This is a genomic window from Sphingobacterium siyangense, from assembly GCF_023277505.1.
Lineage (GTDB): Bacteria > Bacteroidota > Bacteroidia > Sphingobacteriales > Sphingobacteriaceae > Sphingobacterium > Sphingobacterium siyangense.
The window spans coordinates 4511190-4537011 of the sequence record NZ_CP080574.1; the positions used below are offsets into that span (position 1 = coordinate 4511190).

Below are 25822 nucleotides of genomic sequence, written 5' to 3' on the forward strand. Positions count from 1 at the left end.
TTCTACATGTTTGTAAAACCGCTTACCGGCTAACGGTTCAATTCTTTACATACTTTACAAGATAGCTTTTGGTTTGTCCTTTGTAAACACAATCGACCTGTGCGTAACCAGTCACCGAGCTGCCTTGTTTAACTTTGATTTCAACTTCAGGGTTATTTGCCATAGCCTTCACCACAGGAATCTTCTTGTCGTTGGTTTCCATTGGAAAAGTAACTTCATAATGGTTGTAACCAACGATGCCGTTCTCATCGGTAGATCGCACAGGAATCGAAGGCAACATTAGTTTTTTTCCATTCACTGTAATCGTAACCGAAGGCGGTACCGGACGTTCAATTTTTTTGTCTTTCGAACTAAATCCCAACCCTATAAAATCAAAAAGTTCCTTGCCTTCTTCACCCTCAGCGACCAGAAACAAGGCATGTTTGCTATCCAAGTGATCGACATAATTAGAAACATCGACCGTAAATTGCTTTACTGTTGTCGCCGTATTTGCGGGAACTGTTATTTGAGCAATACGCTTTCCTTTCCAGGTTTCATTATCCCAAGGGCCATCCAGCCACACATTGACCTTAAATGAGGCTTGTGTTTTTGGTGTAATAAACAGATTGAAGGTCGTACGATTTCCTTTTTTTGTTCCCTCAAACGCCTTTAATCCAAATTTATCCTGTTTCAGGCCACCAAATCCAAAATATTTAAAACCTGCGATAGTTCCATTTTTCATATTTGTCACAGGCATATGGTTATCCCATACGTCCCATGAATCCTGTTGCAAACTGATATCTGAAAGATAACAGGCATATCCAGCCGAGTAATACCGATAGGGGTCTAATCCATAGAAATGGAATCCTTCCGATGTCACCTCAGCACCTTTATATTCTTTTCCCTGCTTATCTTTAATGGTTAAATTTTCTTGAAATGGGTCAAAAGCTCGGATAGCAACCATCCCACCATCTTTTACGCTCTTTTCATCCCACGAAACTCTGATAGGTTCGACTACCGCTTGACGTGCAAAGCCAAATCCGCGTGGCGGTCTATGGTAAAATACGTACCATTGTCCATTGATCAGTTCGATACTGCCATGGGTATTATGCCCCGCATTGCTGGTTTCGATAGCCGATCCGTCTTTATTTAATACTGGAGCACGCGAATCGACCAAAACACCACCACTCTTCCAAGGCCCCAAAGGTGAATCTGCCACCGCGTACCGCAAGGTTGAATTTGAGCTCCCTACCCCATATTCAGGACCTGAATACCCACTGTATACCGAAACATATTTGTTGCCGACTTTACGAATTGATGAAGCTTCAAAAAAATTAAAAGTTCCTAAATCCTCGCCCTCAAAAATATTAGGATAGGCGGTACCTTTTGGATCACGCAATTCACCATATCGTGCACTTGCTGGCAATAGATAATTAATAATTTCGGTACCTGGTCGTAGCGAATACATCGTTTTCTGATCTAACTGTGCCGCCATCGAGCGTTGAAAACCCCAAAAACCGTATGCCCGGAATCCAATTTCATAATCAGGATCTTTGGGATCCGTCACATATTCAATGTAAATGGCCGGATCAAACCCTAAGATACTTCCAGGCAAAGTACGCTTACCGTCTTCCGTGAGGTTTATAGGTTTAAAGGGGCCATTCGGTCGATCGCCTTTGACTACCATTGCTTCACGTTTATCTCCTCTGCTGTGCGGAAACAAGTAGTATTCTTTTTTTCCATCTTTACGTTTGACCTCTACAAGATCTGGGGCATACATTACATCCCATTTTCCATCAATCGGATAGCTAAAAATAGCACCCTCGTCTCGCCAGCTCGTTAAGTTTTCAATCGGCGCTGACCACATCCGAATGTCAGGCCCACAATAACTCGTAAAACGTAAATCATGGGAACCAATGATATATGCGCGATATTTTCCTGGCTGGTCAGGATCTTCAAAAACACGGGGTTCACCATCAGGGAGATGCTCCCAAAGTGGTAGGTATGGATTACCTATAGACTGGTGCACAAACCCCTTACTGAGATCCTTCACCATATTTTGCTGCTGCCCCAACGCCCGTGTTGTTGATAAAATTCCCGTAACGGATAATAACAATACCATTGTCCGTTTTTTTAAGACAATATTTAGTCCCTTCATAAATTGATTATATTAATTACTTAAATTGCTGAATTATATTTTATACTATTCAATTGATTTTCTTGCCCCAAATTACTCATGCTACCAATTATCGGTACGAAATGGCACAGCTAGCATTCCTTCCTTGTTGACTAGATTTGCATCTTCGGGATTATTGCTCCATGCATAGCGGACTGCCTGTGGATTGCTGATCTTTGGATGACTCAATACAACCTCATTCCCACGTATAATTGCATTCGCCCATACAAATTTTCGGTCTGAACCTGCAATCGCAAAATGTTGCAATTTTTTACCATGACCGATAGCCAGTCCCTTTCCAATTTCGTTGAATGAAACGACAACTTGATTTCCATCGGTCCGCATATGTTTAAACCGTGGGCCGGAAGCGACTACTTGTTCGCCATACAACATCTTAAGCGCGCATAGAAATAATCGCTTTGCCATATCCTTCTTATTTAGCGGATGTATATCGTTCCACTCACCAAGATCATAAGTCACGGCGAGCGCTGTTAAAGGAACCTCTTTGCTAACCTCAAATTGAGCCTCCCTGATCCTTGCCCAGTTAGACTCCGCCGGTACCGTATCTTTGGCCATAAAGTTGGGCAGCTGCACCATCAAAAAAGGAAGCTGAGGCTGACCAAATTGCGCGCGCCAATTACTGATCAAACTAGCAAGATAGCTTTGATAATAGGATGGATCACCCGCATTTGCTTCCCCTTGATACCAGAGAACACCTTTTATTCCATAGCCGCGCAATGGATAGATCATTCCGTTATACAGGCCTGAACCAACCTGCCCCAAATGCCGCAGGCGGCTTTTATACTTTTCAACTTCTTCCTGGTCGATCGCAATTTGCCAACGCCATTCGCCTGCAAGATCAATACATACATCGTCCAATCTAATCTTATAGGATTTATCGGGTGTAAATCCGCCATCCCCTCCATCCGATCGCAGGCGCACGGTTAAATTATTTCTTCCTGCATGAAGTATCCCTGCAGGAATATCGTAAATCCGTGGCGGGTAACGGTAGGCAGTAGAACCTACAAAATGACCATTGACATACACCGAATCGCTATCGATCAAAGTCCCCAAATACAACTTGGCATGCCGCCCTTCTTTAGCTTCCGGAACAGTGAAATTCTTACGGTAATAACGTACCCCTTTAGTAGTTCGCTGCGCTTTTTCCCAGTATCCAGGCACCAGCACCGTTGGCCAATCCGAATCGTGATATTCTTCTTCCGTCCAATAATCCGCTCCCAGATCTCTTTCGGCCAACCGAAGGCTATCGACAGCATGTTGGTCTAGCAACAATTCAGGAAACTTTTTCAGATATTTCTGATCAATCCAGCGCTCTATTCCTGATCCGCCGAGACTAGATACGATCATTCCGACAGGAATACCATTATGCTGATAGGACTCCATCGCATAAAAATAGGCCAATGCCGTCCAATTCATAACATCAGAGGCGATTCCCGAATGCCATCGTTCACCAGAAGGTATATCTTCCTGTCTACCCACTATACTATTTTGTGTCGGCACCTTGAAATAACGGATCATATGATTATTCGATTCATTTATTTCAGGAAAACGTTCGACAAGCCGCTTAATCGGTGTCTCCATGTTGGACTGGCCCGAACAGAGCCAGACATCGCCAATTAACACATCCCGAATAACAATGTCATTGATCTCCATGAGATAAGGACCACCGTAATGCTGTGGCGGGATATGCACAGACCACTTACCATCCCTCCCTGCTTCTGTATAATAGTATGCACCTCTAAAACGAAGAGTAATCTTTTCGCCTTTCGCTGCCCATCCCCAAATATTGAGATCGATATCCCGCTGTAGAACCATCTGGTCCCCCAGGATTGCTGGCAACCGTACACTGGCAGCACTTGGTAGTAGTCCGAGAAGCCAAACAGTAACCAGCGTTAGACGACTAAAAAAAGATGAAAACCAAAAGAAATTTTCTATTCTAAAAAACATATTCTACCACTTTACCTTCCAAATTTCCAACAATCGAAAAACAGAATATTCGACGGAGCCTTGCCTTTAAAAACAAAGTATAAATCGTGTATTCCTTTCACTTTATCGGCTAGTACGGTCTCCACTGTAGTCCAGCGGTCATCGCCCCCTGTCATAGGAACTTGTATGGTAGCTAATAAAGCCCCGTCGATCGCTCCCGAACGAACCTCCATGCTGACTCCACCGTTATGTGTTGTTCCCACCCGTGCAAAAAAAGTGCGGGCACCTTTCTCACCAAAGTCAACATTTTTCACACAGGTATAAGCTCCATCTTTCCTTGCCTTTATAAAAACACCTACTTTTTCACGCTGATAGGATTTAACATGCTCGGACCAAGCAATCATTTCGGCCTGATGAAGTTCGTAAGGGTTTACGTTTGCTAGCCCCTGAGTAATTCCTGCAGTCATTTTCATCGGCGGGATACTGCCGTCTGGATTAAAGTTTAATTCCTGAACAGCAACAGAGCGCGTGAAACCTCCCCCACCGGGTAAAGCTCCATTGTGATAAAAGAAATAGGTCTTCCCTTTAAAATCGACAACACCAGGATGGTTTGTAAATGCTTTTCCTTCGGCTGACATAACTACACCACCATACTTCCAGGGTCCTTCGGCTTTTTTGCTGGTCGAATACCCAATAAATTCAGGTAAAGGGCCTCCCGGCCAAAAAAGATAATACAAGCTGTTTCTTTTGTACAACCAGGGACCTTCCTCGTAGGTTGTAGGTCGTTTCGGATCTCCCGCTCTTTTTCCAAATGATGCTGCTGTCATCGGAACCTCAACGATATCACCCGCATAAGAGATCATATCTTCATTCAGCCTGACATATTTCAGCTGAGGATTCCCCCAGTACATATGTGCCTCACCATCGTCATCAATAAACACAGTCGGATCGATATCGCCCCATTCACTCTGTAGTAATGGTTTTCCCAAGGGATCATGAAAAGGTCCCAACGGACTATCAGCAACTGCAACACCGATCGCACCACGATTGTTGAGTTTAGAAATAACAGGCACATACAGATAAAATTTACCATTCTTTTCAACACATTGCGCCGCCCAAGCATCCCCTTTTGCCCATTCAAAATCTGTATAAGAGAGAATCGCACCATGGTCGGTCCAGTTCACCATGTCATTGGTTGAATACACCCGCCAATTGTTCATATTAAACCAGGTGGATTCTTCCTCATCCTGCGTGGTATAAAGATAAAGACGGTTATTATACACTAATGGTGCCGGATCCGCCGTATAGGATGTCTGTACGATCGGATTTTGTGCTTTTAACGTATTTATTGAAGGCAAAAACAGGAATTGGAATCCAAACAGAAATAACGTAAAAAATTGTTTTCTCATATCATCTTAATTTATGGTCAAATGGAAGTAATCAAAATCTACGTAACCACCAGCCTCTTTACTCGCATAGTTAAAAAGTCCGAAACGATACCCCATAAAATGAGGAATTGTATAACTCATTTTTAGCACGTTACCTATCATCTTCCAATGGTGTCCATCGGTACTATAAAAAAATTGGGCCATATCTTTTTTGTTTGAAAAATCGCAGTTTGCTTTAAGAAATATACGCTGCTGTTTGAGGTCGATCTTGGCCAGTTCTTGTGGCGCCCCCGTCGTCGCATTGATCATTACCACCGATTTTGTATTTCCTTCCATCCGGACTCCTACTAAACCATAGTCTTTCTGCAATAGCGATAATCCTGCAAAATCACCATCTTTCATGTTAGAAACATCTACAGCAATAGCGGCGCTGCAGCTCGGCCCGACGGTGCGTTGCGTCAATGTATTTTTGGCCGACAGCAAGTCATTGGTACGTTCACCAGTTCGCAGTCTCAAAAAACCGCTGCGTTCGGTCACCGACCATAGATCTGCCGTTGGGTTATGGTTCCATTGCCATACCAGCGGGAGAGCGGGTTCTCCAGCTTTTCGCTCAAAATCATCTGAGTTAATGATTCCTGGTCTTAAACTTCTATTTGCGGCAAGATCCAATGTGGTTGGAACCTTTCCATCAATTCCAAGCACAGGCCAGCCATCTTTCCAGTTGACCGGAACCAAAAACGGAATTCGGCCTACAGCACCGTAATCCTGAAAAAGATAGGCATACCATTTTCCGTTGGGCATATCGATCAGCCCTCCCTGCGCCACACCCTGATCCTGCAAAACCACTTTTCCTTCATAGGGACCTTCCAATTGGCTCGCCCGATGTACAATTACTGTGCGCATCCCTCCCGCTGGCCATGAAATATTAAAAAGATAATACATACCATTAATCTTAAACATTTGGGATCCTTCCGCAGGTAAACCGGATTTGCCTTCTTTAGGCTTGGCGGGTAAAGAGGCATCTTCTATCAATACCCGTTGTGTTCCGGCTTTAACACCTGAAAAATCTGGCAATAATTCAGCAATATGGATACGTCCCCCACCCCAGATCATATATATTTTCCCCTCGTCAAAAAATAAGCTATGATCGTGCATCATCGGTTGAAATTCTTTCGAAACCCAGGGTCCATGTTCAATATCTGCAGTGTGGTAGACATGCGTTTTTCCTGTATTGGCCGAAAATGTACTGACATAGTACCGCCCATCATGAAAGCGCAAACTGCTTGCCCAGGAGCCGTGCCCATACGCATTTTTATGGTTTGACAGATTGAGTTCATCCTGATCGCCAAGACGATCGTACGCATAATTAATCAACGTCCAATTGACCAGGTCTTTGGACTTCATAATCGGGACACCGGGGTTCATGTGCATGGTCGTACTGCTCATATAATAGGTATCACCGACGCGTATCATGGACATATCGGGCACGTCAGCAAAGATGATTGGATTATGGGCTTGCTGCGCCAATGCTCCCAAAAACGGGATCATTAAGGAGAAGACAAAAGCGCCGATTTTCATTCTTAACATATTGACAGGATTCATTAGTCGCATTAATTTAGTAAGCCTTAAAAGTATAATGTTTTCCAGACAAGGTTTGTACATCGTATTCATAATAGCTTGGTAATTCAATTCCTTTCAGCTGTGAATCTGCAGATTGAATACTTACTGGTGTTATTACAGGAGCTAAAAGGGTATTAGTCTGATCGCCTTTTGCGATTTGAAGTTCAGATCCTTTCAATGGCGAAGCTGTCCGTAGCCGCAAATTACCGCCTAAAGGTGAAAAGACCATTACCTCCTTTATCTTCCCTTTTTTCCATTGCATTTCAATTTCAAATCCACCGCGCGCCTTGATACCCTTTACCCAACCCTCTTTCCATTGATCGGGAATCGCTGGCAGCAGATGCACAGCGCCATCGTGGCTTTGGACCAGCATCTCCGCAATACCCGCTGTTAAGCCAAAATTACCGTCAATCTGAAATGGAGGATGTGCCGTAAAAAGATTTGGATAGGTACGTCCATCGGGATGGTTTTCATCGGAAATGCTCAGCATTTTCTTTATAATTTCGTAGGCATGGTTTCCATCCAATAAACGGGCCCATAAATTTATTTTCCATCCAATTGACCATCCCGTCGCAAAATCACCTCGATATATCAATGAATTACGTGCAGCCTCAAACAATTTAGGCGTGCGGAACGGTGAAATTTGACTACCTGGAAACAATCCGTATAAATGGGATACATGCCGGTGTTGATTTTGAGGATCATCCACATCTTCCAGCCATTCTTGTAACTGATTAAATCGACCGATATGCATTGGTGGAATCCGCCGTGCCGTTGCCAGCAATGTATCCCTATACATTGCATCAACATCGAGCGCTTCTGCCGCCAAAGCGGTACGGGTAAGCATGTCGTAGCATAGTTGATTATCCATGGTCACGCCTGCCGCAAGTGGCCCTTGCTCGGGCGAAATTGAGGGACTCAGGACGAGCCATTTTTCAGCTGGATAACCACGATGCACGACAAGCGCAGACAAAAGAAAGTCGCAAGCTCCCTTCATAACCAGGTAAAGTTGCCTCAAAAACTCTTTATCTCCCGTAAAAAGATAATGCTCCCAAAGATGTTGGGACAACCACAGCCCCCCACTTGGCCACATTCCGGCAGCCGCAAAATCAATCGGACTCGTCACGCGCCAGATATCGGTATTGTGATGGGCCACCCAGCCACGGGCATGGTACAATGTCTTCGCGGTTTCTTCACCACGTTCACTGAGTTCTTTGATCATGGAAAATAACGGCTGAAGCGTACTGGAAAGATTGGTGACCTCTGCAGGCCAATAGTTCATTTCGGTATTTATATTGATTGTATATTTACTGTCCCATGCTGGTTGCATGGATCGGTTCCAGATTCCTTGTAGATTAGCAGGCTGGCCGCCCGCTTGTGATGAGCAGATGAGCAAATAGCGCCCAAATTGAGCCAACAAGGTCACTAAGGCCGGATCCTGTGTACGGGCAAAGTCTGCAATACGCGCGGACAGCGGCAACTGTTGTTCGCTATTGGCATCCCCCAAATGCAGCTGGAATCGATTAAACTGTCTGCTGTAAGCAAGGGTATGCTGGTGTGAAGCCTGCTGATAGTCTTTGTCCATTGCCTTTTGCAATCTTTCTGCAGCCAGCTTATAGGGATCAGCTCCCAGTTGTTTATAATTTTGAAAATTACTCGCAATTGAAATATAAAGACAAACGGAACTTGCATCTTTTATATCAATCGATTCCTCTTTCACAACAAGCTGTCCATCGGTATGCTTTACTCCCGTATGAATCTGATAAACAACCTGCCCTTTAATACCCTCGTGATCGGATCCTCGTCCTTCTAAAATAAGCTTATCACCGTTTTTGTAAATAGTATGCTTCGACTCATTCTCATAAGTTAATGTGAAATTGAGTTTCCCCTTCTTGCTCGACTTTATTTTCATAACAATGGCATCATCAGCAAACGAAGTGAAAACTTCTCTAGTAAATGTTACCCCATCTACTGTATAACGCGACAACGCAACTGCCCGTTCAATATCCAGTTCGCGATAATAGTGCCGGTACCGTTCATGCCCAGGGAATCGCAGCAGAATATTTCCTGCCGTTTGATAGGGCATGCCATGTGTCTTAGTGAAGAAGGTTTCATTTGCAAGCTTATCGGCTTCAGCTGGTTTCCCATCGAATATATAATTCTGAATAGTTTTTAATGCCGCGCCGCCTTTCTTATTATCGTTGCGATAAGGACCTCCCGCCCAAATTGTTTCCTCATTAAGCTGCATACGCTCACAAGATGGAATTCCATAAACCATCGCGCCCAACCGACCATTTCCAAGCGGTAAAGCTTGTTCCCATACCTTTTCGTCTGCAGGCCGATCATACCATAGGGTCAATGCCGATCGCTTTTGGGCAAACAACAATGTAGTATGCAGTGACAAGATCGCAATGAATAGGCTTATGTACTTCCAAATAAATTTTTCAATCATTTTTCTTGATAGTATTTTTTGCAGTTTCGGAATTAATCATCAGGACTAACAAACTCATTTTAAGAACGGCCAAGGCAAACCGTCGAATTGTTTATTGCTATTATCAAATTATTAAGGCCCTTATTTCTTATCCTTAAATAGCAATTGCGAAACATTATAGAGATCATTCCTCCATACATTGAAATCATGCCCGCCCGACTCCAGATAGTAAATATGAGGCACCCCATGTTCCGAAAGGTACTCATGTGTGCGCTTACTTATATTGAGCAAACCATCCTGGTCACCACAGGAGATCCACAGCAGTTTTAATTTATCTTTAGCTTCTTTCGGAACAGGCAGTAATTCCTGTGGCATCTTGGTATTGGGCGCGGAGGAAAAGCCCCCCACCCAGGCAAAAGTATCGATATGGCCAAGTCCAAAATTCAGGGCCTGTCCACCGCCCATAGACAATCCAAAAATCGCGCGGTGCTCGCGATCCTTAATAACGGGAAACTGCTTTTCAACAAATGGAATCAGGTCATCGAGCAGATCTTTTTCAAAAGTTGAAAACGCAGCTACCCGATCCGGTGCCATCACATTTCCACCAGCACGGTCATCTTCCATGGCGCGGCCATTGGGCATAATCACCAACATAGGTTCCATTTTTCCTTCTGCATACAGGTTATCGAAAATAACCTGAGGACTTCCATGTCTGAACCATTCCCGTTCATCACCGCCAATTCCGTGCAAGAGATATAATACGGGGTATTTTTTTGCTGCACTGTATCCCGGCGGGGTATATATCAGCGCTTTCCTCTTAACTCCTACAGTTTTTGAAGGATAAACAAGGGAATCTATTTTCCCAGTTGATGTCAATTTTCGTTCAACATCAAATCCCTGTGGGGCAGTCTGCTGCGCCTGGGCCACTAGGCTGGCGGAAAAAACGCACAACATGGTGCAGATCATCTTTTTCATATTATAATTGGTTTAATAGCAAATAGATAGCGAGGCTATCACCCATGACGGGACAACAGCCCAATTTCAACTAAATCACCACTTTCCTTTTGAGTACTCTTAATACCGCAGCTACAATAGCATCGGCGTTTAAGCCATATTTATCCATCAGCGCACTTGGCGGTCCCGATTCACCGAAGCTGTCGTTTACAGCCACATATTCCTGCGGAGTAGGCAATTGTTTTGCCAACAGTTGCGCTACACTATCTCCTAGTCCACCGATACGATTATGCTCTTCAGCTGTAACAACACAGCCCGTTTTAGCGACAGAAGTCAGTACGGCTTTCTCATCTAGAGGTTTGATGGTATGGATATTAATGATTTCGGCATGAATACCTAATGTTTCCAATTCTTCGCCGGCACATATGGCTTCCCAGACGAGATGTCCAGTTGCCAAAATAGTCACAGTTGTACCCGGATTGAGCATCACTGCTTCGCCGATCACAAATTCCTGATCTTCCGGGGTGAAAACCGGCACCACGGGTCGTCCAAACCGCAGGTAGACTGGCCCCTTGTGTTTGGCAGCAGCTAGCGTTGCAGCCTTCGTCTGATTATAATCGCAAGGATTGATAACCGTCATCCCTGGAAGCATTTTCATCAATCCAATATCTTCCAATATCTGATGGGTCGCCCCATCTTCACCCAACGTAAGGCCGGCATGCGAAGCCGCTATTTTCACATTTTTATCCGAATAGGCAATAGATTGACGAATCTGATCGTATACCCGTCCTGTGGAAAAATTAGCAAATGTACCTGTAAAAGGTATTTTTCCACCGATGGTAAGTCCAGCTGCAATACCCATCATATTTGCTTCGGCAATGCCGATCTGAAAAAAACGTTCCGGAAAGGCCTTGATGAAATCGTTCATTTTGAGCGAACCGATCAGGTCTGCACAGAGTGCAACCACATTTTCATCATCCTTTCCTGCTTCCAGCAAACCGGCACCAAATCCAGAACGTGTGTCTTTTGATTCTGTATATGTATATTTTTTCATGTTAATCTATTTCAAAATCGTCCTACGATTAGGCGATATAATCACCCAATGTTTCTGCATTCTGGTTTAAGGCCACAGCTAGTTGTTCATCACTGGGCGCTATGCCATGCCATTTATGTGAGCCCATCATAAAATCAACTCCATTTCCCATTTCGGTATGTAGCAATACCATTAAAGGCATTTTAGTTCCGGTCGAAGCTTGCGCCTTTCGAAGTCCTGAAATCACAGAACCAATGTCATTACCGCGCATAACCTCTATAACCTTCCAGCCAAATGCCATCCATTTGCGGGGTAGGTCGCCCAGCGAAAGGACATCATTGGTAGCCCCATCAATCTGCGCACCATTGTAATCTACAATAGCAATCAAATTGTCCATTTCGTTGTGAGCTGCATACATGGCCGCTTCCCATACCTGCCCTTCCTGCAATTCGCCATCGCCCATAAGCACATAAACCATGCGGTTATCTTGATTTAATTTTTTGGCTTGAGCAGCACCAATAGCGACAGAAAGACCTTGCCCCAAGGATCCCGAAGCGACACGGATACCTGGCAGTCCTTCATGCGTAGTCGGATGTCCCTGCAGTCTTGAATTGAGTTTTCTGAAGGTGGCAAGTTCATCGATTGGAAAATAACCTGCTCGCGCCAACACACTATAAAATACCGGAGAGATATGACCATTGGAAAGGAAAAACAGGTCTTCCCCGAGGCCATTCAAATCAAACTGATCGTTTCGCTGCATCAATTCAAAGTATAAGCAGACCAACAATTCGGTGCAGCCCAACGATCCTCCCGGATGCCCCGACTGGCAACCATGCACTATACGGAGTATATCCCTTCGGACTTGCTTAACAATCGCTTCTAAATTATGGATACTATGTCTTGTCATGACCATCTCAATTGTTACTTTGTGCGGCAACGCGTTTATGATCAGCTAAAAATTGAGCAAGGCCACTGTCCGTCAACGGGTGTTTTAAGAGGGAAAATATCGCCTGCAAAGGTCCAGTCATCACATCCGCACCAATTTTGGCACAACCCAAGATATGCGCACTATGACGTACCGAAGCCGCAAGAATCTGGGTAGGGAAAGCATAATTATCGTAGATCGTCCGAATTTCGCGAATCAGGGCCAGTCCATCGACAGAGATATCATCGAGCCTACCGACAAAAGGAGATACATAGGTTGCTCCGGCTTTGGCGGCCAAGAGGGCCTGCCCGGCAGAAAAGACCAGGGTGCAATTGGTTTTAATTTGTTTTGTACTAAAATATTTAATTGCTTTAATGCCGTCTTCAGTCATTGGAACCTTAACAACAATCTTATTGTCTAAGGCCGCTAAGAGCAAACCTTCCTCAATCATCGCGTTAAAATCAGTTGAAATCACTTCAGCACTTACATCACCGTCTACAATATCACAGATAGCTTTGTAGTGCGCATGTACAGGAGCTGTTCCTGTAATACCCTCTTTGGCCATCAGCGAAGGATTGGTCGTTACACCATCTAGGACACCTAAATTTTGAGCCATACGAATCTCACTGAGACTTGCCGTATCGATAAAAAATTTCATTTTTTTAGTTGATTAGTTTTGAATTCGCTAGATCTCCAGCGATTGGTTATAAGACAAAACTATAGCTTTCAACCAGATAGGATTGCAACAAATAAAAAAAAGAAGGGTAAAAATGTTTAAAACAGATTACCCTCCTAAAAAACTGACCTAAAACGACCTTTTAAATAACAATATTATGCTTAGTGCACGGATGTACTTTTATGCGATTGGATATATTCACTTGGCGTCATTTGATATTTTGCTTTAAAGACTTTTGTAAAATAGTTTGGATTGGCAAATCCCGTCTCATAAGCAATTTCAGAAATAGACTTATCGCTTTTTTCCAGCAAACCTGCCGCCTTTTCTAGTTTCACAGAGCGTATAAAATCTACGGGAGACATGCCCGTCAGTTCCAGCAGCTTATTGTAAAGGGAGGCTCGGCTCATTGAGGTGTGGGCACTTAGCGCTTCGACCGATAACTGCGGATTATCGATATTATCGTGTACATAATTGAGTACTTTTTGTAAAAATTTATCTTTTTCGGACCTGATCGTCATTTCGGGCGCTAAAATAGACACCTGTTTACTATAGACTTCCTTGAACGCCTGATTAAGCTGAAGCAAACTGTTAACCTTCGCTACCAGTACATCCATATCAAAAGGTTTGGTCAGATATCCAACCGCACCCGATTCAAGCCCGCAAACAAGACCATTGTCGACCTGTGAAGCCGTCAGCAGTACAACAGGAATATGTTTTGTCCGTTTATCCTGCGCCAGCTTCTGTGAAAATTCCATACCATTCATATATGGCATCTGAACATCGCTCACCACAAGGTCAGGGTGATGAAAAAGTGCTTTTTGCCAGCCATCCTTTCCGTTAGTAGCCTCGATAATCTGATAATACTCCTTTAAAGACTCGCTGAGGTAATATCTAAAATCTTCATCATCTTCAATAATCAACACAAGCGGGCACTGTCTAAGCTCCACAGGCTGTATCTCCGTAACTACTTCTGGTTCAACCCCTCCCTCATATACCGACTCAGCTTGATCCAGCCATAGATCAAATTTAAAGGTACTTCCGCTGTCGGGTTGACTGCTAACCGAAATCTCGCCATGGTACATCTGAACAAATGACTGTGCAATTGACAGTCCAATACCTGAACCCTGACTTGCCACCTTGCCCTCAGTATCATGCTGAAAAAAACTCTCAAATATCGATTGTTGCAATTGCTCGGGAATTCCGATACCAGTATCGCGCACTTCAAGGGAAACATGCAGTTTCTTGTCGACAAGGCTTATAGAGGATATACTTACAGCGATATCCCCACCCTTTTTGGTAAATTTAAAAGCGTTATAGATTAAATTAAATAGAATGCGCTCAACCTTATTTCGGTCAAAACGACAATACAATTTTTCCTGGCATGGAAAAAAAGAATAATCGATACCTTTTTGCAGCGCCATATCCTGAAATGAACGGTATACTTCCTGTACAAAAGATACCAATTCACCATCTTCATCCTGCACTTTCAATTCATGGTATTCCATTTTACGAAAATCCAGTAATTGGTTGACCAAATTTAAAAGCCGCCGCGCGTTACGGCTTACCAAATTTAGTTGATCGCCCAGTTTGCTATCTTTATTTTTGGCAATCAAAGCATCCACGGGACCTGTGATTAAAGAGATTGGGGTTCGGAATTCATGACTTAAATTTGTTAAGAATCGGATTTTCATTGCATCTATTTGATGCTTTGTCTCGGCATCTCTCTTTTGCTGTTCAATGAGCTGCCTCGCCTGGATACGCTCTTGTTCAATCGCAAATTTTTGTTTTAACTTTTGAATCCCGCGATGTCTGATCCACAGCAGGCCGCCCAATACTGCTAGCACATAAAATAGATAAGCATAAATGGTGCGCCAAAACGGTGGAGCAACGTGTATCGCAATCGATTTGATTTCCTTGTTCCAAATACCGTCGTTGTTGCTTGCGCGAACCTCAAAAACATAATCTCCCGGATCCAAATTTGTATAATAGGCACTATTTTCCTTTCCATTTCGAATCCAATTTTTGTCAAAGCCGACAAGTCGGTACTCGTATTGGTTATCCTCAGGTACAGTTAGATTTAGCGCAGCAAAAGAAATTGAAAAATTTTGTTTGTATTTCAGGTTGATGCGATCGGCAGTCAACAGCGACTGCTGTATTGGCCCCTTCTCCGTGGGCTGAACGATCACATTGTCAATTTTTAAATCCGTCAGTGCGACCTTCGCAGGATTGCCATTTGTTTTTAAATGAGCCGGATAAAAATGGTTAAACCCTTTCTGCCCACCAAAATAAATTTCTCCATCGTCCGTTTTTAATGACGCACCGAGCATAAAAGCACCTTCTTGCAATCCCACAGCATTAGAATAGTTTTTGAACTTATTTTGCACCGGAGAATAACAACTCAATCCTTTGTTTGTTGAAAACCAGATCCTCCCTTTATCGTCCTCGATAATACTCTGAATAGCACCATTCACTAATCCATCTTTCTCAGAAAGTGTCTCAAATAGTGTTTTCCCTTTTCGCAGCAAGCCTACTCCATTGCCATTTGTTCCAACCCATAAATTTCCATTTTTATCCGTATGGACGGCTAATATATAGTTGCTTGGGAGCTTATTTTTTACTTTATCATACAGTGTAGTCTGTTGTTTTAAAGGATCATACATCACCAGGCCCGAGCCGTAAGTTCCTATCCACATATTATGTTCCTGATCCTCCGCTAGCGCACGTATAAAATTTCCAGGTAGCTCTATCCCATCGTTTGAGTGCTCTTCCCGCTTATATTTTTTAACGATAGCGCTTCCTTTTTGAATGATGTTCACGCCGCCGCCATTTGTCCCAACCCAGGTATTTCCCCGAAAGTCAACTTTTAAACAAAAAATATCGTTATTATTCAAATTATCTTCCCTGTTACCAACAGTATATCTTTTTAGGTTTCCATTAAGCAGATCATAACAGATAACCCCTTGCTGATAGGTACCGATCCAAAGCTGATCGAGTTTTCTTTCCAAAGTCAACACCGTTAGATCTTTAGGTAAGTTGGCCGAAAGTTCAACAGACGACAGTCTATCTGTCGATCGGTCATATCTCCAGATACCACCACCATCAACGCCCAAAAAAATCTTATTTTGATAAGCCGCGAAAGAAGTTACTATAGCTGGGTCACCGGTCATACCCTCCAGAAAATCTAAACTTTTTAATCTAAATTGGCTTAAATTGGTATCGAATTTATTTAGCCCTCCCTGAAAGGTACCTATCCAGTAAATTCCGCTATTATCGACAAAAATAGATCGTATCGATTTATGAGAAAGACTATGAACATTACTTGGATCCGGCTTAAAGGTCCGAATTGTTAAATCCCTGGTATTAAGCACATCAAGACCCTTGTCCGTTCCGATCCATAAGTCTTGCTTTTGATTGTAACATAAGGTGTAAATGCGGGGGCTGCTTAAAGCTCCTTTCCCTTCTCCTGCGCTGAATTTATTGAACTGCGAATCGCCCGGATTCAAATATTTAAGGCCAAGCATAGATCCGACCCAGATACGGCCCTGATCATCTTCAACAATGGAACTAATTTCAATTCCATTTCCATATCCTTCCTTTTCCGAAAGAACTTCAAAACGTTTTATGGTCTTTAGGTCTGCTGATATGCGGAATATGCCATTCTCTGATGACACCCACATGTTGTTCTCACGGTCACGAAAAACACTGCCCGTTACTTTACCGGCAAAAGCTTCTACAATACGTCGATAAGTTGGATCCATTCTCTTTTGTAGATCATTGACGTCCAAAATATACAAAGCACCATAGGAAGCGATCCAGATATTTCCACTTGCATCCTTATCGATCGCATTAATAGCGGTACTGAGCCATTTACCATCAGGGGTAAGATTGTACGACCTGATCCGGTCAGCTTCCCGATCATAATAACTTAATCCCCCTCCATTTGTACCGATCCATATTCTTCCCTTCATGTCTTCACATAAAGCCGAAATATGGTTTGCCATTAAACTATTCTCTTTGTTGGCATCATAGCGGTAGACATTGTAATGACGTCCGTCGAAGCGATTAAGCCCATCTTCTGTTCCTAGCCAAAGAAAACCATAACTATCGCGGTAGATACTATAGATTGTATTGGAAGAAAGTCCATCCTTTGAAGAATAGCGTTGAAAAGTTACAGGCTGGCTTTGTCCATAAGAAAAAAACGTCAGCATCATCCAGGTGAATACCACTAAAGTTCGTATCATATATTTAGGTATGTAATCTTTAATACAAAAAAATCTGTATTGAACTGTCAACTAAATTATCAAATTAATCCCTACTAAACTAGTCTCTACAATCATTTGACCCATGTAAGCGGTATTTTTTGACATTCTTATCCTTCATTTAAACATTCTTGCTATCCACCAAATTTTCCAATGGCTAGCTTTGGTATACAATTATAAACTGCTTTGAAAGGCATTTCCAATATAGGGAAAACTATATGCAAACAATGCAACCGGTTGCTATATAGTTATAAAAAATTTAACCAATTATTATACAGCATATGACAGTACCTGATGATCCATGACTGTCCCTTAGATTTTTTATCAAAATGAATTAAGGGAACACCGATACAAACGTATCTAGCCAATTAGAGAAAATTTAACCAAGAATTCTTAAACCTATTTATCAATCCACAAATGCGATGATGATTACATGTACAATCACACGAGTAAGGCATTGGAAAAAGCTATGGGGTATAGCTAAGCCATTCACTTTACTGCTGTTCCTGCTTTATGTTGGACAGACAACACTCTATGCTCAGGCCAAAAGGCAGATAAGGGGCATTGTCGTCGATAGTAACCATAAAAAAGTGAGCGGTGCGTCCATCAGGGTAAAAGGCACCTCGCTAGCCACGGCTACCGATGACAATGGAGATTTCACGATCCAAGTCCCTGCAGATAATAATTTGTTGACTATCTCCAAGCTAGGATATAGCCAAATCGAAGTGGATATCCACAATAAGAACACGGTAGAAGTACAACTAAGCGATAAGTCTATCGAAATCGAGGAAACCATTGTCGTCGGTTATGGTCGTCAGAAAAAAGAAACTGTCGTTGGCGCCATTGCGCAAACTTCGGGTAAAATCCTTGAGCGCGCAGGTGGTGTTTCTAGTGTAGGCGCCGCATTGACCGGTAACGTCCCCGGAGTGATTACTACTGCAAGTACAGGTATGCCCGGCGAGGAAGATCCCCGTATTGTGATTCGGGGGCGTAGCACCTGGAACAATACTGATCCTTTAGTCATGGTGGACGGCGTAGAGAGGCCACTATCTGCCGTTGATATCAGTTCCATCGAAACTGTTTCCGTCCTCAAAGATGCCTCGGCAACTGCTGTCTATGGTGTTAGAGGGGCCAATGGCGTTATTTTAATCACCACCAAGCGGGGTAAAGAAGGGCAAATGCTGATACGCGGTACCGTCAACAACATTGTAAAAACGGTTTCCCAACTTCCGGGAAAAATGGATTCGTACGATGCTTTGATGCTACGCAACAAGGTTATCGAATATGAGTTAGGGATTTCTCCTTCCAGTTGGGCCAACTATCTTCCACAAGACGTCATCAATAAATACCGTTTTCCCGCTGACCAGACGGAACGCGAACGTTACGTGAATACCGACTGGGCAAAGGAATTATTTAAAAGCCACGCTTTTTCACAAAATAGCAGCGTCAATATTGCTGGTGGTACACCCTTTGTCAAATATTTTGCCAATGCGGACTTTCTTTACGAAGGCGATATGTTCCGCCAGTTCGAAAATGCTCGCGGTTATAAAGCTGGCTACGGTTTTAACCGTCTAAATGTACGGTCCAATTTAGACTTCCAGCTTACTCCCACAACTAAATTTTCAACCAACCTGGCAGGGTCTCGCGGTGTCAAAAAAAGTCCATGGGGCGGCGGCAACGATTATTCCTATTGGATCGCTGCCTATACGGTAGCTCCAGATGTTATTTATCCACGCTATTCAGACGGTACCTGGGGTTACTATGCCTTAAACACACAAGCCGGGATAAACTCTGCCCGTGTGCTGGCACTCAGCGGAACCGAATACATCACCACCAGTCGTATTACAACAGATTTTACGCTCGAACAAGATCTTAAGTTTTTAACGAAGGGGCTTAACGTTCGTGGGACAATCTCACTGGACAACACGTTTGTCGAGGGCGGCCGCGGTATCAATGATGCCAACAACAGTACACAAAGTAAATGGATCGATCCCAATACGGGATTGCCAACCTATCAGATCGCTTTCGATGGTACAAATAGATTTGACTTCGTCGAGGGCATAAACTGGACAACCGGTGCCGGACAGGTTAGAGACTGGTCTACCTATCGAAGATTATTTTATCAATTGCAGTTAAACTACGCAACGACCATCGCTAAGAATCACAACATCACTGCCATGGGGTTATTCAACCGCAATCAGACCGGAACAGGGAGTATGATTCCCTCCTATCGCGAAGACTGGGTATTCCGCACCACCTACAACTACAAAAATAAATATATGCTCGAGTACAATGGAGCCTATACGGGATCAGAAAAATTCGGTCCTGACAATAGATTTGCCTTTTTCAATTCCGGTGGGATAGGCTGGCTAGTTACTGAAGAAGAGTTTATGAGGCCTATCTCGTTTCTCAATATGCTCAAGTTACGTGCGTCCTATGGTGACATCGGCGACGATAGTGGCGGCCGTCAATTTCTGTACCTAACCCAATGGGCATATGGGGGCACCGCTGGCATGGGGGTTGAAGGCCGCTACTCCTACTCCGACGGCAATACCAGTCCTTATATCTGGTATAAGGAAAGTGCGCTTGGCAATCCAAATATCCGCTGGGAAAAAGTTAACAAATTCAATATCGGCCTCGACTTCGCTCTGTTCAATAGCCAGATAACCGGTAAAGTCGACTTTTTTAGAGACCGGCGGACAGATGTTCTGATTAGCGGCGCCAACCGAGCCATTCCTTCCTACTTTGGGATGGAGGCACCTACAGCCAACCTAGGTAAGGTACAGAATAAAGGGTTTGAAGTAGAACTGAAATTTAACAGACAGCTCAATACCGACTGGAGAATATGGGCTGATATCAATTTTACCCATGCCAAGGATAAAGTCATCAATGCCGATGCCCCCGAGTTGCTGCCCGAATATCAGAAACCGGATAACAAACAAGTTAGTCAAACCTATTCTTATGTTAGCTCCGGATATTACAATACTTGGGACGAACTTTATTCGAGTACCGCGCACGAAAGCAATGACCTAGCGAAACTACCCGGCAATTATCATATACTGGATTATAACGGGGATGGTATTATCGATGCTAAGGATAATATTCCCTACGCCTTTCCTTCGGTACCACAGAACACTTATAATTATACCATTGGATTTGATTGGAAGAATTTCAGTGTCATGACCCAGTGGTATGCCGTAAATAATGTCACCCGGCAAGTTGTTTTCAACAGCTTCTCGGGCCAGCTTAACCTTGCTTATGACGAAGGTTCCTATTGGTCAAAGGACAATGTCAATGCAGACGTACCACTACCACGCTGGTTATCACAGTCGAGTACTTATACACCCGGTAGCCGGTATATGTTTGATGGTTCCTACATTCGATTGAAAACAGCCGAAATTGCCTACAATTTTAATCGGGAATCCAGCGTAATCAAACGACTTGGGCTTCAAAACCTTCGCATTTTTCTAAATGGCAACAACTTAGTTTTCTGGTCCAAAATGCCAGACGACCGTGAATCCAATTATGCCGGTACGGGCTGGGCATCGCAGGGCGCCTACCCTACCGTAAAGCGGTTTAATCTAGGTGCAAACATTACATTTTAATCCTACCACTATGAAAAAGTATTTCAAGGTAATCTTTATATCTACTGTGATCTGGTCTTCAACATCCCTACTCTCGTGTAAAAAATACCTGGATAAAGAAGAACAGTCCAATGTGTCCTCCAAAGAAGCATTTAAAAACTTTATTAACTTTCAGGGCTATACAGAAGAGTTATACAGCTGTGTTGTCAACTTCAGCAACAACTACTGGACCAACTCGTGGAACTGGGGTGAAGATGAAATGACCTCAACGGCTGGCAATTACCATTTCGTTCACAAAATCGACAACGGTAATTTTTGGGGTTGGCAAAGAGAATCCGACGGCTGGGGCTCCGGCTGGATGGATCAGGGTGATTTTACCACCATCAATGGGGATGTATTTGCCAACCGTGCCTTCCGCGATTTATGGAGCGCGGCCTGGTTTGGTCTGCGAAAAGTAAGCCTCGGACTAGAAAATATCGACAAATTAACCGAAGCCACCTCCGAAGAAAAGAACCTGATCAAGGGGCAATTGTTATTTTTCCGAGGTTGGTTTCACCACCGATTGATGGAATATTTTGGCGGGATGCCGTACATCAATTATGTACTTCCAAGTGACGAAAAGCTGCGGTTGCCAAGATTGAGCTACCATGCCTGTGCGGATCTTGCTGCGGCCGATTTTAGAGAAGCGGCCAATCTATTGCCGATCGACTGGGACAATACCACTGCCGGAAAACGTACCCTGGGTAAAAATCAATTGCGCATCAACAAAATCATGGCCCTTGCTTATCTTGGCAAAAATTATCTTTGGGCGGGAAGCCCTTTGATGAATTTTCAGTCTACCGGGAATAAAACCTATCATACTGACTATTGTAAAAAAGCAGCTCAGGCCTTTGGCGAACTACTTTCACTTGTCGAAAGCGGACAGACAAATTACGCCCTTGTTCCTATGGCCAATATCCACTTGAATTTTTACACAACAGGCCAAAATTGGGCCATGCCCGGGAGTACAGAAGCTATATTTAGAGGGCCCTACATTGACGCATGGGTATCGAATTATGGTACCAGTAAACAGTACATTCCGCTGGTCGTCTCCGACGGAGATGCATTGAAGTTTATTCCAACAGCCAATTATGTCGACTACTATGGTATGAAAAACGGTTTACCGATCAAAGACATTACCCAGTCTGACGCAGAATCAGGTTACAATGCCGAATACCCTTGGAAAGATCGCGACCCACGCTTTTATAAGGACATCATTTTCGATGGAACAAAAGTCGTCCAGGGAAATACACAGGACGAAAAAAATCGATACGCTAACCTTTACAGTAATGGAAGCTATCGAGATATCCAGTCTGGCAGCCAGACAGGCTACGTGTTACGTAAATTTGTTCCTATAACAGCCAACAAATATGATCAAGCCTATAATTATGGATCCAATCTTCATATTTACGTGCCCTATATGCGTTTATCTGATGTCTATCTGATGTACGCCGAATCCGCCATGATGGCTTCCAACTCAGCTACAGGCAAAGCCGACAATTACGGTAAAACAGCAGTTGATGCGATCAATATCGTTCGGGATCGGGCTGGCGTGGGTCATGTAGATGCCAAATTTCTAGGTTCGGCGAACGCATTGTTGCCTGAATTACGGCGGGAACGAGCTGTGGAGCTCGCTTTTGAAGGTCATCGTTTTAATGATCTGCGACGCTGGTTGCTGTTGACCGAATCACCTTACACCTTAAAAAAATCGGTTGTTTTTGATCGGGTAGGAACCTTCAACACCGTAGATCCATCCCAAAACCGCGTCGTAAACATGAAAGAAAATGTGCTTTTGGAACGGAAGTTTACAAGCAAGCATTACTGGTTGCCCCTAAAGGTCAGAGATGTCAACATGTATCCCGAGTTCTATCAGAACCCAGGCTGGTAACAAGTTTTTCATTTAATCATTCAAAAAATGAAGTACAAAAAATTAAGAATAGCACTATGTCTTGGATTAAGTTGGATAGCTACCGCTGAAGGAATGGCGAAAGAATCACTTAATCCAACCATTAGACAACATAAAAATATTTTTCCGGAGCGCTCGACATTTGTTGGTCCGGACAGTATTGGCACCGATAGTACGACACTTGTACAGGTCGCTTTCCGAAAAGTTCAGAAGAAGGACCTCATGGGCAATGTACAATCCATCAATGTTCCACAATTGCTCGACAAGAGTTACAATACCTACAGTCTGGAAAATCTAGATGCCTTTATTCCGGGATACAACGGTAATATTTGGGGTATGGGTGGTTATTTGGTATTAGTGGACGGATTTCCGCGTGATGCCAATAACGTTATGCCAACAGAAATCGATCAGGTCAGTGTATTGAAAGGCGCCAATGCCATCGCTCTTTATGGTAGCCGAGCAGCCAAAGGCGTTATTAGCATCACGACAAAACGCGGAAAATCCGGAGGTCAACAGATAAAAATTAGAGCCAATAGCGGTATCAATGCGGCTATGAGCTATCCACAATATCTTGGCTCCGCAGAATATATGACATTGTATAACGAAGCTCGACAAAATGATGGATTATCACCACTCTATAGTACCGAAACAATCTACCAACATGCAGCCGGAACAAATCCTTATCGTTATCCCAACGTGGATTACTATTCATCGGACTATATCAAAGATCACTATAATCGCTACGATGCCACCGCCGAAATCTCAGGCGGAAATCAACGTGCACAATATTATACCAACTTTGGATTTTGGTCTGAAGGGTCCCTCCTCAATTTTGGACAGGCGAAAAAAAATGGTGGCGCCAATAGATTCAATATGCGCGGTAACATCGATGTGAAAGTCAATGATCTGATCTCCCTGAACGTCGATGCGGCAGCCAGTTTTTATATTTCCAAAGGGGTAAATGCGGACTACTGGGGTGCAGCAGCAACCGTGCGGCCACATCGCTTCTCTCCACTCATTCCTATTGATATGATCGAAGAAGGTGACGTCAACTCGATGGTGTATGTCAACAACAGCAATTTTCTCATCGATGGCAAATATCTCCTTGGGGGAAGTCAGCTGGATCAAACCAATGCCTTTGCAAACGTTTATGCCGGCGGCACAAACCGCTATCTAAATCGGCAGTTTCAATTTAATACGGGTTTGAATTTTGACTTGAAAAATATCCTGGAAGGATTGGTTTTCAAAACCAACCTGGCTGTGGATTATCAGTCAAATTACAACCAATCCTATAACAACAATTATGCTGTTTATCAGGCATCGTGGAACAACTATGATGGAAAAGACCTTATCAGTAGCCTCACAAAATATGGTGACGACCGTATTTCAGGCATCCAAAATATCAGTGGCAGTACCTATCGGCAGACCATCGGTCTCAATGGGTCCCTAAACTTTAACCGTACCTACGGTAATGACCACCATGTATCGGCAATCCTATTGGCCAATGCGTTCCAGATCGCTGCCTCTGGCAGCTACCACAAAACCAGCAATGCCAACCTAGGGCTGCAGTTGGGCTACAATTATTCAAGCAAATATTATGTTGACTTTAGCAGTGCTTACAGTCATTCCGCCAAATTACCACAAGGGAATAGAAGAGCCCTATCTCCTACTTTAGCGCTCGCCTGGCGTCTATCTAAAGAAAATTTTTTGGTCGACAGCAAAGTCGTCAATGAGTTAAGATTATCCGCCTCGGCCGGTATATTAAACACGGATCTGGATATTAGCGACTATTACCTCTATCAGGGCTATTATACCTATAACGACGCAGCATGGTATAGCTGGCGCGACGGTGACCTCGTCCATACCTTTGACAGACGCAGGGGTGACAACCCCAACATGAAATTCCCGAAACGCAAGGAATTTAATATCAACCTCGAAGGTGGGCTCTACAACAACCTGATCACCTTTAATACGTCCTACTTTGTTAATCGGATGAGCGGCGGGTTGGTACAGGCGGCAACACAGTACCCAATGTATTTTATGACTTACTGGCCGGTTTATTCAGACCTTCCCTATGTCAATTTTAACGACGACGAACGCCGGGGTGTCGACTTTGGCATCAACCTGAACAAACAGATCAACAAAACCTTCGTATCACTGGGTTTCAATGGGATGTACTATACGACCAAGGCGGTAAAAAGGGACGAACTCTATGAATTTGCTTACCAAAACAGAGCCGGAAAACCACTAGACGCCATCTGGGGCTTACAGCATGATGGTTTTTATAACAGTCAAAGTGAAATTGACCAAGCTGCCTTTTCAACATTTGGAGAAGTCAAGCCTGGGGATATCAAGTATAAAGATCAGAATGGTGATGGTACCATCGATACCCGCGACGAGGTATACTTAGGCAAAGGCGGATGGGCCGGTGCCCCACTGACATTAGGTTGCAACCTGACAGTCAAATGGAATAATTTCACATTATTTGCCGCGGCAACGGGACAGTTCGGAGCCAAAGCGATGAAAAACAGTTCTTACTTTTGGGTAGATGCGGAAGATAAATATTCAGTGGTCGTACGTGACCGCTGGACAGAGTCGACCAAGGAGACCGCAACTTATCCGCGCCTTACCACCTTTAACAGTGACAACAACTTTCGAAGCTCAGACTTTTGGCTTTACAAGACCGATCGCATCAACCTATCCAAAGTGCAGCTGTCTTACGATTTCCCAAAGCGTCTATTCAATGCTAAGTTTATACACGAACTGGGGATTTATGCCACGGGATCCAACCTACTGACCATTGCCAAAGAAAAGGAAACGATGCAATTGAATATTGGACAAGCACCACAAATGCGTTTTTTCAACATCGGACTGAAGGCACTATTTTAATCTTTACTATCTAAGA

13 protein-coding genes are annotated in these 25822 nt (G+C 43.6%); 3 read left to right on the top strand and 10 right to left on the bottom strand.

The annotated features are described in order from the left end of the window. Positions 1 to 37 precede the first annotated feature (37 nt). The 10 genes from K2F45_RS19045 to K2F45_RS19090 all read right to left on the bottom strand — a co-directional run bounded on the left by K2F45_RS19045 (position 38) and on the right by K2F45_RS19090 (position 17370). A complete protein-coding gene (locus K2F45_RS19045) occupies positions 38 to 2137 on the bottom strand; it encodes a hypothetical protein (protein ID WP_248932071.1) in 2100 nt (699 codons plus the stop codon). Between the two features lie 81 nt (positions 2138 to 2218). Further along, positions 2219 to 4123: a sialate O-acetylesterase gene (locus tag K2F45_RS19050; protein ID WP_248932072.1), complete on the bottom strand. Its 1905-nt coding sequence runs from the start codon at positions 4121 to 4123 to the stop codon at positions 2219 to 2221. An 11-nt stretch (positions 4124 to 4134) separates the two neighbouring features. Further along, positions 4135 to 5511: a glycoside hydrolase family 43 protein gene (locus tag K2F45_RS19055; RefSeq protein WP_088162338.1), complete on the bottom strand. Its 1377-nt coding sequence runs from the start codon at positions 5509 to 5511 to the stop codon at positions 4135 to 4137. A gap of 6 nt (positions 5512 to 5517) precedes the next feature. Next, positions 5518 to 7077 (bottom strand): glycoside hydrolase family 43 protein, encoded by a 1560-nt coding sequence (locus K2F45_RS19060; RefSeq protein WP_248932073.1) that lies wholly within the window; start codon positions 7075 to 7077, stop codon positions 5518 to 5520. 28 nt (positions 7078 to 7105) lie between these two features. Further along, a complete protein-coding gene (locus tag K2F45_RS19065) occupies positions 7106 to 9562 on the bottom strand; it encodes a glycoside hydrolase family 95 protein (RefSeq protein ID WP_248932074.1) in 2457 nt (818 codons plus the stop codon). 120 nt (positions 9563 to 9682) lie between these two features. After that, positions 9683 to 10516 carry an alpha/beta hydrolase gene (locus K2F45_RS19070; protein ID WP_145327910.1) on the bottom strand — a complete coding sequence of 278 codons (834 nt, stop codon included), beginning with the start codon at positions 10514 to 10516 and terminating at the stop codon, positions 9683 to 9685. A 70-nt stretch (positions 10517 to 10586) separates the two neighbouring features. Then, the gene (locus K2F45_RS19075) at positions 10587 to 11549 is read right to left on the bottom strand and encodes a transketolase family protein (protein ID WP_248932075.1); all 963 of its coding nucleotides are present in this window, start codon (positions 11547 to 11549) and stop codon (positions 10587 to 10589) included. A 28-nt stretch (positions 11550 to 11577) separates the two neighbouring features. After that, positions 11578 to 12435, bottom strand: coding sequence for a transketolase (locus tag K2F45_RS19080; RefSeq protein ID WP_248932076.1), 858 nt, complete (start codon positions 12433 to 12435; stop codon positions 11578 to 11580). Between the two features lie 7 nt (positions 12436 to 12442). Then, complete coding sequence (gene fsa, locus K2F45_RS19085) at positions 12443 to 13111, bottom strand: fructose-6-phosphate aldolase (protein ID WP_120332427.1); 669 nt, start codon at positions 13109 to 13111, stop codon at positions 12443 to 12445. A 179-nt stretch (positions 13112 to 13290) separates the two neighbouring features. After that, positions 13291 to 17370 (bottom strand): hybrid sensor histidine kinase/response regulator transcription factor, encoded by a 4080-nt coding sequence (locus K2F45_RS19090; protein WP_248932077.1) that lies wholly within the window; start codon positions 17368 to 17370, stop codon positions 13291 to 13293. Between the two features lie 440 nt (positions 17371 to 17810). On the opposite strand from K2F45_RS19090, the gene K2F45_RS19095 reads away from it, so the two are divergent. The 3 genes from K2F45_RS19095 to K2F45_RS19105 are packed head-to-tail and all read left to right on the top strand — an operon-like array spanning position 17811 to position 25806. After that, positions 17811 to 20993, top strand: a complete 3183-nt coding sequence (locus K2F45_RS19095; protein WP_248932078.1) for a SusC/RagA family TonB-linked outer membrane protein — start codon at positions 17811 to 17813, stop codon at positions 20991 to 20993. Positions 20994 to 21003: 10 nt separating this feature from the next. Further along, positions 21004 to 22899 carry a RagB/SusD family nutrient uptake outer membrane protein gene (locus K2F45_RS19100; RefSeq protein WP_248932079.1) on the top strand — a complete coding sequence of 632 codons (1896 nt, stop codon included), beginning with the start codon at positions 21004 to 21006 and terminating at the stop codon, positions 22897 to 22899. 27 nt (positions 22900 to 22926) lie between these two features. Continuing rightward, complete coding sequence (locus tag K2F45_RS19105; RefSeq protein ID WP_075993564.1) at positions 22927 to 25806, top strand: SusC/RagA family TonB-linked outer membrane protein; 2880 nt, start codon at positions 22927 to 22929, stop codon at positions 25804 to 25806. Positions 25807 to 25822: the final 16 nt, after the last annotated feature.

Bases quoted from the DNA above. Each gene is read 5' to 3' on its own strand.
- K2F45_RS19095 (WP_248932078.1), top strand. From the start codon at position 17,811: ATGATGATTACATGTACAATCACACGAGTAAGGCATTGGAAAAAGCTA.
- K2F45_RS19105 (WP_075993564.1), top strand. From the start codon at position 22,927: ATGAAGTACAAAAAATTAAGAATAGCACTATGTCTTGGATTAAGTTGG.
- K2F45_RS19100 (WP_248932079.1), top strand. From the start codon at position 21,004: ATGAAAAAGTATTTCAAGGTAATCTTTATATCTACTGTGATCTGGTCT.
- K2F45_RS19075 (WP_248932075.1), bottom strand. From the start codon at position 11,549: ATGAAAAAATATACATATACAGAATCAAAAGACACACGTTCTGGATTT.
- K2F45_RS19065 (WP_248932074.1), bottom strand. From the start codon at position 9,562: ATGATTGAAAAATTTATTTGGAAGTACATAAGCCTATTCATTGCGATC.
- K2F45_RS19070 (WP_145327910.1), bottom strand. From the start codon at position 10,516: ATGAAAAAGATGATCTGCACCATGTTGTGCGTTTTTTCCGCCAGCCTA.
- K2F45_RS19090 (WP_248932077.1), bottom strand. From the start codon at position 17,370: ATGATACGAACTTTAGTGGTATTCACCTGGATGATGCTGACGTTTTTT.
- K2F45_RS19050 (WP_248932072.1), bottom strand. From the start codon at position 4,123: ATGTTTTTTAGAATAGAAAATTTCTTTTGGTTTTCATCTTTTTTTAGT.
- fsa (WP_120332427.1), bottom strand. From the start codon at position 13,111: ATGAAATTTTTTATCGATACGGCAAGTCTCAGTGAGATTCGTATGGCT.
- K2F45_RS19055 (WP_088162338.1), bottom strand. From the start codon at position 5,511: ATGAGAAAACAATTTTTTACGTTATTTCTGTTTGGATTCCAATTCCTG.
- K2F45_RS19060 (WP_248932073.1), bottom strand. From the start codon at position 7,077: ATGTTAAGAATGAAAATCGGCGCTTTTGTCTTCTCCTTAATGATCCCG.
- K2F45_RS19045 (WP_248932071.1), bottom strand. From the start codon at position 2,137: ATGAAGGGACTAAATATTGTCTTAAAAAAACGGACAATGGTATTGTTA.
- K2F45_RS19080 (WP_248932076.1), bottom strand. From the start codon at position 12,435: ATGACAAGACATAGTATCCATAATTTAGAAGCGATTGTTAAGCAAGTC.